Annotated in this window: 11 protein-coding genes; 3 read left to right on the forward strand and 8 right to left on the reverse strand. The window is 52.0% G+C overall.

The genetic code is table 11. The features are described from left to right. Positions 1–21: 21 nt before the first annotated feature. The 8 genes from rseP to rpsB all read right to left on the reverse strand — a co-directional run bounded on the left by rseP (position 22) and on the right by rpsB (position 7790). A complete protein-coding gene (rseP, locus tag GUC46_RS19345; protein WP_003837540.1) occupies positions 22–1374 on the reverse strand; it encodes a sigma E protease regulator RseP in 1353 nt (450 codons plus the stop codon). An 11-nt stretch (positions 1375–1385) separates the two neighbouring features. Continuing rightward, positions 1386–2243: a phosphatidate cytidylyltransferase gene (gene cdsA, locus GUC46_RS19350; protein WP_003018541.1), complete on the reverse strand. Its 858-nt coding sequence runs from the start codon at positions 2241–2243 to the stop codon at positions 1386–1388. Positions 2244–2255: 12 nt separating this feature from the next. Next, positions 2256–3014, reverse strand: coding sequence for a (2E,6E)-farnesyl-diphosphate-specific ditrans,polycis-undecaprenyl-diphosphate synthase (gene ispU / locus GUC46_RS19355; protein WP_003018543.1), 759 nt, complete (start codon positions 3012–3014; stop codon positions 2256–2258). Positions 3015–3201: 187 nt separating this feature from the next. Continuing rightward, entirely contained in the window at positions 3202–4398 is a 1197-nt protein-coding gene (ispC, locus tag GUC46_RS19360) for a 1-deoxy-D-xylulose-5-phosphate reductoisomerase (RefSeq protein WP_130715155.1), read from the reverse strand. Positions 4399–4508: 110 nt separating this feature from the next. Further along, the gene (gene frr / locus GUC46_RS19365; RefSeq protein ID WP_003018547.1) at positions 4509–5066 is read right to left on the reverse strand and encodes a ribosome recycling factor; all 558 of its coding nucleotides are present in this window, start codon (positions 5064–5066) and stop codon (positions 4509–4511) included. Positions 5067–5205: 139 nt separating this feature from the next. After that, a complete protein-coding gene (gene pyrH, locus GUC46_RS19370) occupies positions 5206–5931 on the reverse strand; it encodes a UMP kinase (protein ID WP_003018549.1) in 726 nt (241 codons plus the stop codon). Positions 5932–6076: 145 nt separating this feature from the next. Further along, the gene (tsf, locus tag GUC46_RS19375) at positions 6077–6928 is read right to left on the reverse strand and encodes a translation elongation factor Ts (protein WP_003018551.1); all 852 of its coding nucleotides are present in this window, start codon (positions 6926–6928) and stop codon (positions 6077–6079) included. Between the two features lie 136 nt (positions 6929–7064). Further along, positions 7065–7790, reverse strand: a complete 726-nt coding sequence (rpsB, locus tag GUC46_RS19380) for a 30S ribosomal protein S2 (protein WP_003018553.1) — start codon at positions 7788–7790, stop codon at positions 7065–7067. 324 nt (positions 7791–8114) lie between these two features. Between rpsB and map the strand changes: the two genes are divergently transcribed. From map to dapD, 3 genes are all read left to right on the forward strand, one after another. Next, positions 8115–8909, forward strand: coding sequence for a type I methionyl aminopeptidase (gene map / locus GUC46_RS19385; RefSeq protein WP_130715157.1), 795 nt, complete (start codon positions 8115–8117; stop codon positions 8907–8909). A 113-nt stretch (positions 8910–9022) separates the two neighbouring features. Beyond that, positions 9023–11695, forward strand: coding sequence for a bifunctional uridylyltransferase/uridylyl-removing protein GlnD (gene glnD / locus GUC46_RS19390; protein ID WP_003837534.1), 2673 nt, complete (start codon positions 9023–9025; stop codon positions 11693–11695). Between the two features lie 31 nt (positions 11696–11726). After that, positions 11727–12551, forward strand: a complete 825-nt coding sequence (gene dapD / locus GUC46_RS19395; RefSeq protein WP_003837532.1) for a 2,3,4,5-tetrahydropyridine-2,6-dicarboxylate N-succinyltransferase — start codon at positions 11727–11729, stop codon at positions 12549–12551. Positions 12552–12636 lie beyond the last annotated feature (85 nt).

The raw sequence follows: 12636 nt of genomic DNA on the forward strand, positions 1-12636 counted from the left end.
TGCGTTCTTCCTAACACTCTCTTACAACCGAGAGAAATCATTGAAAAGTGCAAGCCCCATTAACAACACCAGCAAGATAGAGCCAATGCGATAACTAAAGTCTTGAACCCGCTCGGATACCGGACCGCCCTTCAGCTTTTCAATCGCCAGGAACAGCAGATGCCCCCCGTCTAGAACGGGCAACGGAAACAGGTTGATTATCCCTAAGTTCACGCTGATAAGCGCAAGGAACATCAGGTAATAAATAACCCCGAATTCCGCTGACATCCCAGCCCCTTGGGCGATAGAAATCGGCCCACTGAGGTTGTTCAGTTTTACATCACCGGTAATCAATTTTCCCAGCATACTGACCGTCAGCTTCATCAACTGCCACGTTTTATCCGAGGCTTCGAGGACGGCGCTGAATGGCCCATACTGGCGTACAGTCTTATACTCATCAGGCAGAGGAATAACTTTAGGCACCACGCCCGCAAAACCTTCTGCCTTCCCGTTAACCTGTTTTGAATCTGGGGTTAACGTTAAAGACAAGGAACTTCCTTGTCTTTCAATATCTAGCGCTAACGGCTTATCCGGATTATCGCGCACCAGCGTCACAAACGTCATCCATTGCGTCAGCGGCTGACCATTGACTTTAACGATCCTGTCGCCTGCTTGCAAACCTGCCTTACTTGCAGCGGAGTTAACCTGCACTTCTGACAGCACCGGTTCAATCTGCGGACCGCGCGGACGAATCCCTAAACTGGAGACGGGATCCTCTTTGTCTGGCTCAAATGCCCACTGACGTAAATCCAGCGTTTTGTCCTGACGCTGGTTACTGCCAAACTGCGCTACGCTGAGAGTCGTATGCTCATCGCCAATTTTGGCTACCAGTTGCAATCTCACGGCATCCCAATCAGGGGTTTCGATACCATCAACCGCTTTTAGTTCCGTACCCGGCTGAATTTGCGCCTGCGCGGCAATCGAGTTGGGTGTTATTTCACCAACAACCGGACGAACGCCAGGGACACCGATGATAAACACCAGCCAGTAAGCGAAAATAGCAAAAAGGAAGTTTGCAATCGGACCTGCGGCGATGATGGCTGCGCGTTGTCCAACCGTTTTATTGTTGAAGGCGTAATGGCGCAACTCCGGTGCGACTGGTTCAGCGCGCTCATCCAGCATTTTGACGTAACCGCCGAGGGGAATCAGGGCGATAACGTATTCCGTACCTAATTTATCGGTACGCCGCCAAAGCGCTTTTCCAAAACCAATGGAAAAGCGTTCGACGCGGACTCCGCAGCGCCGCGCAACCCAGAAATGACCAAATTCATGCACGGTGATAAGCACACCAAGTGCGACAATGAATGCAGCCAGATTCCAGAGAATACTCAGCATAAGACCATCCGTTAGAGCGTCCTGAATACCAGTAACAACAGGCAGGCAAAGACCGGTACCGCAGCCGTCAGGCTATCAATACGGTCCAGAATACCACCGTGTCCTGGAATTAAGTGACCACTATCCTTAATACCTGCTTCACGCTTAAACATACTCTCGGTCAGGTCACCCAGCACGGAGGCCAGGGCTGCAACGATGGAGCAAATGAGCAAGGTGACAGGCGCAACTTCAAGATTCGCCCACATGCCATAACCCCATGAGATCACGGCCGCAGTGGCGAGTCCGCCAATAAAACCCTGCCAGGTTTTACCAGGAGAAACCTTCGGTGCCAGCTTATGTTTGCCAAACAGCTTACCAAACATATACGCACCAGAGTCCGCTCCCCAAACGAGGATCATGACATACAGCAGCCATAGCGCGCCACTATAATGATTCTCATCATAATGCCATGCACGTAGCGCCAGCATTCCCCAAAAGAACGGAACAATGGTTAACACGCCGAAAATTATGCGTAATGTTTTGGAATTACGCCAGACCGACGCAGAGCCGGGATAAAACAATACCAGCAACAGCGCCACGACCCACCAGCCCAGCGACGCCCACAGCGATACTTCAACCAGCGGCTGATGAATATTGCGATGGTATTCCGGCAGTAAGAACAGCATTAGCGCCAGCAATAGCCCGCACAAAACCGCCAGCCAGACTCGCTGTGTACGCGTGGTAAAACCGCTTAACTGTCCCCATTCCCAGGCGGCCAGCATACAAACGACCAGCGTGACAATGGCGAACCCCACCGGCGGCAGCAAAAACAGCGCCGCGATGACAACGGGTATTAAAACAAAAGCAGAAATCAGGCGATACTTCAGCAAAAGCGACCCCCATCAGGCTTTTTCATCACCGGGCTCGGTGCCGCCGAAACGACGCTCACGATTAGCAAAGGCATGCAGCGCACCTTCAAAGTCTTGTTCATCGAAATCGGGCCAGAGAACATCCGTAAAGTAAAGTTCGGCATAGGCAATTTGCCACAACAGAAAATTACTAATTCGATGCTCTCCCCCAGTCCTTATCACTAAATCCACAGGAGCCAGTTCATGCATACAAATTTGCTGCCCAAGCATCTCTTCATCGATTTGCTCTGGACGCAGCAGACCATCCTGCACCTGTTGTGCCAGTTGCCTGACTCCCTGGACTATATCCCACCGTCCACCGTAATTCGCTGCAATATTCAGCGTCAACCCGGTATTCTGGGCAGTAATCGCTTCTGATTTGCGAATCCGTTCTTGCAAACGAGAGTTAAATCGACTGATATCCCCGATAATACGCAGACGTACGTTATGGCGGTGCAGGTTTTTCACTTCACTATCAAGTGCCCACACAAACAGTTCCATTAACGCGCTCACTTCCTGCGCAGGTCGGTTCCAGTTCTCACTGCTAAAGGCATACAGCGTTAACGCATCAATACCGTTATTGGCAGCAAAAGAGACAGCCCGGCGGACGGATTTTGCTCCGGCCTTATGCCCAAAGGCGCGAATCTTCCCTTGCTTTTTCGCCCAGCGGCCATTGCCATCCATGATAATTGCGACATGGCGACAACCATGTGCTGGCAAATTTTCGCTTAATGGTTTAGTTGCAGACAACATAACGCGTTATTAGTCCCTGAAAGGATTTACGGTACTCAGGAATACTGAAGCCCATCCACAAAAAAGCCGTGTCAAACCACGGCTTACCCGACCGAAAAAAAGCAAATACCCGCGATCGGGTGGCGCAGACTATATCACTGAAGCCCAACGCTAACAAATAGCACGATTCTCCGTAGAGGGATTATCATCAGCTTGAGAGTCGCATCACTTCTTTTCTGGCGACGTCCCGCGCGATGGCATCAACCTTCAGCACGTCATCAACGCTCTGCGGCTCCTGAAAATCCATCTTATCCAGCACGGATAAATTCAGGTCAGCAATATCGGTAAATCGGATCTGCTGCGCCAGAAACGCGGCAACCGTAATTTCATTCGCGGCATTAAGTGCAGTCGTCGCCGCCTGCCCTTGCTCAAACGCGTCCATCGCCAGCTTCAGGCACGGATAACGCTGGTAATCAGGTGCTGAAAACGTCAGCGCACTGAGTTTGCAAAAATCGACAGGCTTAACACCGGACGTCACTCGTTCTGGCCATGCCATGGTATGGGCAATAGGTGTACGCATGTCCGGTTCACCCAACTGCGCCAGAACACTACCATCCTGATAACGGACCATCGAATGAATAACCGACTGCGGGTGAATCAGCACTTCCATCTGGCTTGCACTGGCATTAAATAACCAACGCGCTTCAATGTATTCCAGACCTTTGTTCATCATGGTGGCGGAATCGACAGAGATTTTTCGTCCCATCGACCAATTCGGATGACGACATGCCTGATCGGGGGTCATAGAGACCAGATCGCGCAATGGCGTTTCACGGAATGGGCCACCAGACCCGGTAAGCAGAACTGACATAACGCCGTTTTGCTCAAGGTCAGCGTATCCCAGATTGTGTTGGATAGGTTGCGGTAAACTCTGAAAAATCGCGTTATGCTCGCTATCTACCGGCAAAAGCTGCGCTTTGTGGCGTTTCACGTCGTCCATAAACAGACGACCGCAGGTCACCAGAGACTCTTTGTTCGCCAGTAAAATACTTTTGCTCGCACGAATTGCCGCCAACGTTGGCAGCAAGCCCGCTGCGCCGACAATTGCCGCCATGACCTGATCAACATCATCCAGCGCAGCCATATCACAGGCAGCCTGCTGACCGCTCATGACCTCAGTGCGACTGCCCTGCTCCAGCAGAGCTGCTTTTACCAACGCAGCGCTTTTTTCATCGTCCATTACCGCATAGCGAGGAGAAAACTCCAGGCATTGCTCTACCATGCGGGCGACATTTTTACCCGCCACCAACGCAGCAACACGAAATTTTTCCGGGTTATGGCGTACTACATCCAGCGTACTGCAACCAATGGAACCGGTTGATCCCAGGATGGTTAATTGCTTCATGAGACATCCAGAAGAATTTTACCCTTTAAGGTATATAGACAGAAAAAAGCAAAACGCCGCCATCCAGCCTTCTCAGGCCTTCTAAGCGGCGTTTTTAGCGTACAGGCGAATCAGAACTGCATCAGTTCCGCTTCTTTCTCTGCCAGCGCCGCATCAACTTTCTTGATTGCAGCGTCAGTCAGTTTCTGTACGTCGTCCTGAGAACGGCGATCGTCATCTTCGCTGATCTCTTTTTCTTTCAACAACGCTTTCACTTTGTCGTTTGCATCGCGGCGTACATTACGTACCGCAACACGCGCGCCTTCAGCTTCGCCACGCACGATCTTGGTCAGATCTTTACGACGTTCTTCGGTCAGCGGCGGCAGCGGAACGCGGATGTCGGAACCCGCAGAGCTTGGATTCAGACCGAGGTCGGAAGCCATGATGGCTTTCTCAACGGCTGGCCCCATAGAACGGTCAAACACGTTGATTTTCAGGGTACGGGAATCTTCAACCGTTACGCTTGCCAGCTGGCGCAGCGGAGTCGGTGTGCCGTAATATTCCACGACAATACCATCCAGCAGGCTAGGAGAAGCACGACCCGTGCGAATTTTGCTGATTTGGTTTTTGAACGCTTCGACGCATTTGTCCATGCGTACTTCAGCATCTTTTCTGATATCGTTGATCACGTTACGAATCCTTGAAAGCTTGTTTCAGTCAGACCATACCCGCCGCGCAAGATGTGACAAGTATAGTCTTGATTAATTTTGAGGGACGTATCCCGCGACATTAAAGCGGAATATTACCTGCATTTAGCCGCAACGGGAATTATTCCGTGATTAACGTGCCTTCTTTTTCACCCATAACAACACGGCGCAGTGCACCTGGTTTGTTCATGTTAAAGACACGAATCGGTAATTTGTGGTCACGAGCCAGCGTGAACGCAGCCAGATCCATGACTTTCAGCTCTTTATCCAGTACTTCAGTGTAGGTCAACTGTTCGTACATGGTCGCCGTTGGATCTTTAGCCGGGTCGGCAGTAAATACGCCATCGACTTTGGTGGCTTTCAGTACCACATCCGCTTCAATTTCAATACCACGCAGGCAGGCTGCTGAATCGGTGGTGAAGAACGGATTACCGGTACCCGCAGACAAAATAACAACGCGGTTGTTACGCAGCAGGCTAATAGCTTCAGCCCAACTGTAGTTATCACACACGCCGTTCAGAGGAATTGCGGACATCAAGCGAGCGTTCACATAGGCGCGGTGAAGCGCATCGCGCATCGCCAGACCGTTCATTACGGTGGCTAACATGCCCATGTGGTCGCCCACAACGCGGTTCATCCCTGCTTTCGCCAGACCAGCGCCACGGAACAAGTTACCACCACCAATCACTACGCCAACCTGAATACCCAGCTCAACCAGCTCTTTGATTTCCTGAGCCATGCGGTCAAGGATGCTTGCATCAATACCGAAGCCTTCTGAACCTTGCAGAGCTTCGCCACTTAACTTAAGCAGAATACGTTTGTAGACGGGTTTTGCATTGGTAGCCATGTTTCTTTCCTGAGACTGTCAACGAATGAGATGAGTTAATTCCAGCGACATTGTATGTCGCTTTTCAGCAGGGCCACTATAGCGGTTCGCTGAATTTACAAGCCAGACACAAAAAGAAGCCGCCCTCAGGCGGCTCCTTTCAAAATTAAGACTGCTTGGACATCGCAGCAACTTCTGCTGCAAAGTCAGTCTCAACTTTCTCGATGCCTTCACCCACTTCAAAGCGGATGAAGCCTGTTACGTCAGCGTTATGCTCTTTCAGCAGCTGACCAACAGATTTGCTCGGTTCCATGACGAAAGGCTGACCGGTCAGAGAAACTTCGCCGGTGAATTTCTTCATGCGGCCTTCAACCATTTTCTCTGCGATTTCTTTCGGCTTGCCAGACTGCATAGCGATGTCCAGCTGAACCTGGTATTCTTTTTCTACCACTTCAGCGGAAACGTCTTCCGGCTTAACGAATTCTGGTTTGCTTGCAGCAACGTGCATTGCCAGCTGTTTAACCAGTTCTTCGTCAGCGCCAGTTGCAGCAACCAGAACACCGATACGAGCACCATGCTGGTAGTTACCCAGAACTTCGCCTTCCAGGGAAGCAACGCGACGGATGTTGATGTTCTCACCGATTTTAGCAACCAGAGCAACACGTTCTTCTTCGAACTGTGCTTTCAGAACTTCAACGTCAGTGATTTTGCCAGCAACGGCAGCGTCCAGTACTTTGTCAGCAAATGCCTGGAAACCAGCATCTTTAGCAACGAAGTCAGTCTGGCAGTTAACTTCCAGAATGAAAGCGATGTTGCCGTCGATTTTGGTTTTGATTACGCCGTCAGCAGCAACGTTGCCTGCTTTTTTCGCCGCTTTGATTGCACCGGACTTACGCATGTTTTCGATTGCCAGCTCGATGTCGCCATTAGCTTCAGTCAGTGCTTTTTTGCAATCCATCATGCCTGCGCCAGTACGCTCACGCAGCTCTTTTACCAGGGATGCGGTAATTTCAGCCATTCTAAAATCCTCGGAAGATTTGATCTGCCCGGCATGAAACCGCACAGATTTAAAAGTGAAAAAGGGGGCCATATACAGGCCCCCTAACCAAACGTGATACTACCTGGTCTATAAGGGCTCTAACGAGCGTGCCTTATTATTCAGCTTCTACGAAGCTTTCTTCCGCCTGGGAAGCCAGATCCTGAGAACGGCCTTCACGAACGGTAGTAGCTACAGCGCCCAGGTACAGGGTCACAGCACGGATTGCGTCGTCGTTACCCGGGATAACGAAGTCAACACCGTCCGGATCAGAGTTGGTATCAACGATAGCAAATACTGGGATACCCAGGTTGTTTGCTTCTTTGATAGCAATGTGCTCGTGGTCAGCATCGATTACGAACAGAGCGTCCGGCAGACCGCCCATGTCTTTGATACCGCCCAGGCTGTTTTCCAGTTTCTCAAGCTCACGAGTACGCATCAGCGCTTCTTTCTTGGTCAGCTTTTCGAAAGTACCGTCCTGAGACTGAGTTTCCAGATCTTTCAGACGTTTGATGGACTGACGAACGGTTTTCCAGTTAGTCAGCATACCGCCCAGCCAGCGATGGTTCACGAAGAACTGGTCGCAGCTGTTAGCAGCTTCTTTCACCGCTTCGCTTGCAGCGCGTTTAGTACCAACGAAAAGGATTTTACCTTTACGAGCAGAGATCTTGTTCAGTTCAGCCAGAGCTTCGTTGAACATCGGTACAGTTTTCTCAAGGTTGATGATGTGAACTTTGTTACGCGCACCGAAGATGAACGGCTTCATTTTCGGGTTCCAGTAACGGGTCTGGTGACCGAAGTGAACACCAGCCTTGAGCATGTCGCGCATGGAAACAGTTGCCATGATTAAAACCTCTATATATAAAAGTTGGGGTTAAGCCTCCACGCATCCCATATTACCGACCCCAAAGGGCACCCCGGAATATGTGCCGATACGTGTGTGTTGTTACACAAAGTGAGATTTGTCGCTCCCGTCCATCGTGTGTAGTCTTCGAATGGATCGGAAGTCCGGCGCGCTTTATACCACAAATACGCCATAGACACCAATAATTGTTGGCACTGTGTGCTGTTAATGATTCTCAATTTGGCAGCACGTATGCGGGACTGATACCATTGGCAGCACTTAAACAATTATTGCCGATATCATCGGCACTGATGGACAGAATTCATGGCTATCTCAATCAAGACCCCTGAAGAAATCGAAAAAATGCGCGTCGCTGGCCGCCTGGCCGCTGATGTACTGGAAATGATCGAACCGTTTGTTAAACCGGGCGTCAGCACCGGCGAGCTGGATCGCATCTGTAATGACTATATCGTGAATGAGCAGCAGGCCATTTCCGCCTGCCTGGGTTACCACGGCTATCCGAAGTCCGTGTGTATCTCTATTAATGAAGTGGTGTGCCACGGGATCCCGGACGACGCCAAACTTCTGAAAGACGGCGATATCGTCAACATCGATGTGACTGTGATTAAAGACGAGTACCACGGCGACACCTCGAAAATGTTTATCGTCGGCAAACCTACTATTCTGGGCGAGCGTCTGTGCCGCGTCACGCAGGAAAGCCTGTATCTGGCGCTGCGGATGGTGAAACCGGGCATTCGCCTGCGCACGCTGGGCGCTGCAATTCAGAAATACGCGGAAGGTGAAGGTTTCTCTGTCGTTCGTGAATACTGCGGTCACGGTATCGGTCGCGGATTCCATGAAGAGCCGCAGGTTCTGCACTACGATGCAGACGACGGCGGTGTGGTACTGCAGCCGGGCATGACGTTCACCGTAGAACCGATGCTGAATGCCGGTGATTACCGCATCCGCACCATGAAAGACGGCTGGACGGTGAAAACCAAAGACCGGAGCTTGTCTGCACAGTACGAGCATACTATTGTAGTGACGGAAAACGGCTGTGAGATTCTGACGTTACGCAAGGATGACACCATCCCGGCGATCATCAAACACGGCGAATAATGTTTTGCCTGATGGCGATGCATTCGCATCTTATCAGGCCTACAAATTGTACTACTTAGTAGGCCGGGTAAGGCGTTCACGCCATCATCCGGCTTTTTAATGGGTGGCGCATAATGAATACTCTTCCTGAACAGCACGCAAATACTGCCCTCCCCACCCTGCCTGGCCAGCCACAAAACCCAGGGACATGGCCACAACACGACCTCAACTGCACCGGTATTAAAGCGCATATCGACACCTTCCAGAGCTGGTTAGGCGAAGCGTTTGACAGTGGAATTTCCGCAGAACAGCTCATTGAGGCCCGCACCGAATTTATTGATCAGTTGCTTCAGCGCCTGTGGATTGAAGCCGGTTTCGGTCAAATTGCCGACCTGGCGCTGGTTGCCGTTGGCGGCTACGGGCGCGGCGAACTGCATCCGCTCTCCGATATTGACCTGCTGATCCTCAGTCGTAAAAAGCTACCTGATTCGCAGGCAGAAAAAGTCGGTGAGCTGTTAACGCTGCTATGGGACGTGAGGCTGGAGGTTGGGCACAGCGTGCGTACGCTGGAAGAGTGTCTGCTGGAAGGATTATCAGATTTAACCGTCGCCACTAACCTGATTGAAACACGCCTGCTTATCGGCGATGTGGCGCTGTTTCTTGAGCTGCAAAAGCATATTTTTAGCGAAGGTTTCTGGCCGTCCGATAAATTTTACGCCGCCAAAGTGGAAGAGCAAAATCAGCGCCACCAGCGTTATCACGGCACCAGCTACAACCTGGAGCCGGATATCAAAAGCAGTCCCGGCGGCCTGCGCGATATCCATACTCTGCAATGGGTGGCCCGTCGCCATTTTGGCGCCACCTCGCTGGACGAAATGGTCGGCTTCGGCTTTTTGACGCTGGCAGAACGCGCCGAACTGAATGAATGTTTGCATATCCTGTGGCGGATTCGCTTCGCCCTGCATCTGGTCGTTAGTCGTTACGACAACCGCCTGCTGTTTGACCGCCAACTCAGCGTGGCGCAACGGCTAAACTACGGCGGCGAAGGCAACGAGCCGATCGAGCGGATGATGAAAGACTATTTCCGGGTCACGCGACGGGTCAGCGAACTGAACCATATGCTGTTGCAACTGTTCGACGAAGCGATCCTCGCCCTGCCAGCCGATGAAAAACCGCGCCCGATTGATGACGACTTTCAACTGCGCGGCACATTGATCGATCTGCGCAACGACGACCTGTTTATCCGAAAACCCGAAGCGATATTGCGGATGTTCTACATCATGGTACGTAACAGCGCGATCAGCGGGATTTACTCCACCACGCTGCGCCATTTGCGTCATGCCCGCCGTCATTTAACCCAGCCACTCTGCTACATTCCGGAAGCGCGTTCGCTGTTTCTCAGTATGTTGCGCCATCCGGGCGCGGTGAGTCGCGGCCTGCTGCCGATGCATCGGCACAGCGTTTTGTGGGCCTATATGCCGCAATGGTCGCACATTGTCGGCCAAATGCAGTTTGACCTGTTTCATGCCTATACGGTGGATGAGCACACTATCCGTGTGATGCTCAAGCTGGAGAGTTTTGCTAACGAAGAGACCCGTCCGCGCCATCCGCTGTGCGTGGATCTGTGGCCGCGCTTGCGACAGCCGGAGCTAATTCTGATTGCCGCGCTGTTCCACGATATCGCCAAAGGTCGCGGCGGCGATCACTCGGTTCTCGGCGCCCAGGACGTGCTCAAATTCGCCGAGCTGCACGGTCTGAACTCGCGTGAAACGCAGCTGATCGTCTGGCTGGTGCGTCAGCATTTGCTGATGTCGGTGACCGCTCAGCGCCGTGATATTCAGGATCCGGAAGTGATCAAGCAATTCGCTGAAGAAGTACAAACGGAACATCGTCTGCGCTTTTTAGTGTGCCTGACCGTCGCGGATATTTGCGCTACTAACGAAACGCTGTGGAATAGCTGGAAGCAAAGTCTGCTGCGCGAGCTGTACTTTGCGACGGAAAAACAACTACGTCGTGGGATGCAAAACACGCCGGATATGCGCGAACGCGTTCGCCATCATCAGCTTCAGGCGCTGGCGCTACTGCGTATGGACAACATTGATGAAGAAGCGCTGCACCACATCTGGTCGCGCTGTCGCGCCAACTATTTCGTGCGCCACAGCCCAAATCAACTGGCCTGGCATGCGCGTCATCTGCTGCAGCACGATCTCAGTAAGCCGCTAATCCTGCTCAGCCCGCAGGCCACGCGCGGCGGAACGGAAATTTTTATCTGGAGCCCCGATCGCCCTTACCTGTTTGCCGCCGTCTGCGCCGAACTGGACAGGCGCAATCTAAGCGTCCACGATGCGCAGATTTTCACTACCCGCGATGGGATGGCGATGGATACGTTCATCGTGCTGGAACCGGACGGCAGCCCGCTGTCTTCAGACCGACACGAAGCGATCCGTTTTGGACTGGAACAGGCGATCACGCAGCGCAGCTGGCAGCCACCGCAACCACGTCGTCAGCCGGCAAAATTACGCCACTTTACCGTCGATACCGAGGTTACTTTCCTGCCGACCCACACCGACCGAAAATCATTCCTTGAGCTTATCGCTCTCGACCAGCCTGGACTGCTGGCGCGGGTCGGGCAGATTTTTGCCGATCTGGGAATTTCGCTGCATGGCGCCCGAATTACAACCATTGGCGAGCGAGTAGAAGATTTATTCATAATCGCCACCGCCGACCGGCGCGCCCTTAATAATGAGCTGCAGCAGGAAGTGCATCAACGGTTGACAGAGGCCCTCAATCCAAACGATAAAGGGTGATGTTTTTATTTATTATGGAAAGAGTTTAACAATGCAGCAGTTACAGAACGTTATTGAGTCCGCTTTCGAGCGCCGTGCCGACATTACTCCGGCAAATGTAGATACCGTAACCCGCGAAGCGGTGAATCAGGTTATTGCTTTACTGGATTCCGGTGCACTGCGCGTCGCAGAAAAGATTGAGGGTCAGTGGGTCACGCATCAGTGGCTGAAAAAGGCTGTCCTGCTCTCTTTCCGTATTAACGATAATCAGGTTATCGAGGGTGCAGAAAGCCGTTACTTCGATAAAGTGCCGATGAAATTCGCCAACTACGACGAAGCACGCTTCCAGAAAGAAGGTTTCCGCGTGGTTCCGCCAGCGGCCGTACGCCAGGGTGCGTTTATCGCCCGTAACACCGTGCTGATGCCGTCTTACGTGAACATCGGCGCTTATGTGGATGAAGGTACGATGGTTGATACCTGGGCGACAGTGGGTTCCTGCGCGCAAATTGGTAAAAACGTTCACCTGTCCGGCGGCGTTGGCATCGGTGGCGTACTGGAGCCGTTACAGGCTAACCCGACCATCATCGAAGACAACTGCTTCATCGGCGCACGTTCTGAAGTGGTTGAAGGCGTGATCGTCGAAGAAGGCTCTGTTATCTCTATGGGCGTGTACATTGGTCAGAGCACCCGTATTTACGATCGTGAAACCGGCGAAGTGCATTATGGCCGCGTTCCGGCGGGCTCTGTGGTTGTCTCCGGCAACCTGCCGTCGAAAGATGGCAAATACAGCCTGTACTGCGCGGTGATTGTGAAGAAAGTCGATGCCAAAACGCGTGGCAAAGTAGGAATCAACGAACTGTTACGCACCATCGACTAACAGTGATTTGAAAAAGCGGGCTTAGCCCGCTTTTTTTACATCTGCGAGTGGCATAAACAAGGCTTTTCGTTAATTATTCAATGGT

Source organism: Citrobacter sp. LUTT5 (assembly GCF_009905315.1).
GTDB classification, from domain to species: domain Bacteria; phylum Pseudomonadota; class Gammaproteobacteria; order Enterobacterales; family Enterobacteriaceae; genus Citrobacter; species Citrobacter freundii.

Bases quoted from the DNA above. Each gene is read 5' to 3' on its own strand.
- rseP (WP_003837540.1), bottom strand. From the start codon at position 1,374: ATGCTGAGTATTCTCTGGAATCTGGCTGCATTCATTGTCGCACTTGGT.
- map (WP_130715157.1), top strand. From the start codon at position 8,115: ATGGCTATCTCAATCAAGACCCCTGAAGAAATCGAAAAAATGCGCGTC.
- ispU (WP_003018543.1), bottom strand. From the start codon at position 3,014: ATGTTGTCTGCAACTAAACCATTAAGCGAAAATTTGCCAGCACATGGT.
- rpsB (WP_003018553.1), bottom strand. From the start codon at position 7,790: ATGGCAACTGTTTCCATGCGCGACATGCTCAAGGCTGGTGTTCACTTC.
- tsf (WP_003018551.1), bottom strand. From the start codon at position 6,928: ATGGCTGAAATTACCGCATCCCTGGTAAAAGAGCTGCGTGAGCGTACT.
- ispC (WP_130715155.1), bottom strand. From the start codon at position 4,398: ATGAAGCAATTAACCATCCTGGGATCAACCGGTTCCATTGGTTGCAGT.
- pyrH (WP_003018549.1), bottom strand. From the start codon at position 5,931: ATGGCTACCAATGCAAAACCCGTCTACAAACGTATTCTGCTTAAGTTA.
- glnD (WP_003837534.1), top strand. From the start codon at position 9,023: ATGAATACTCTTCCTGAACAGCACGCAAATACTGCCCTCCCCACCCTG.
- dapD (WP_003837532.1), top strand. From the start codon at position 11,727: ATGCAGCAGTTACAGAACGTTATTGAGTCCGCTTTCGAGCGCCGTGCC.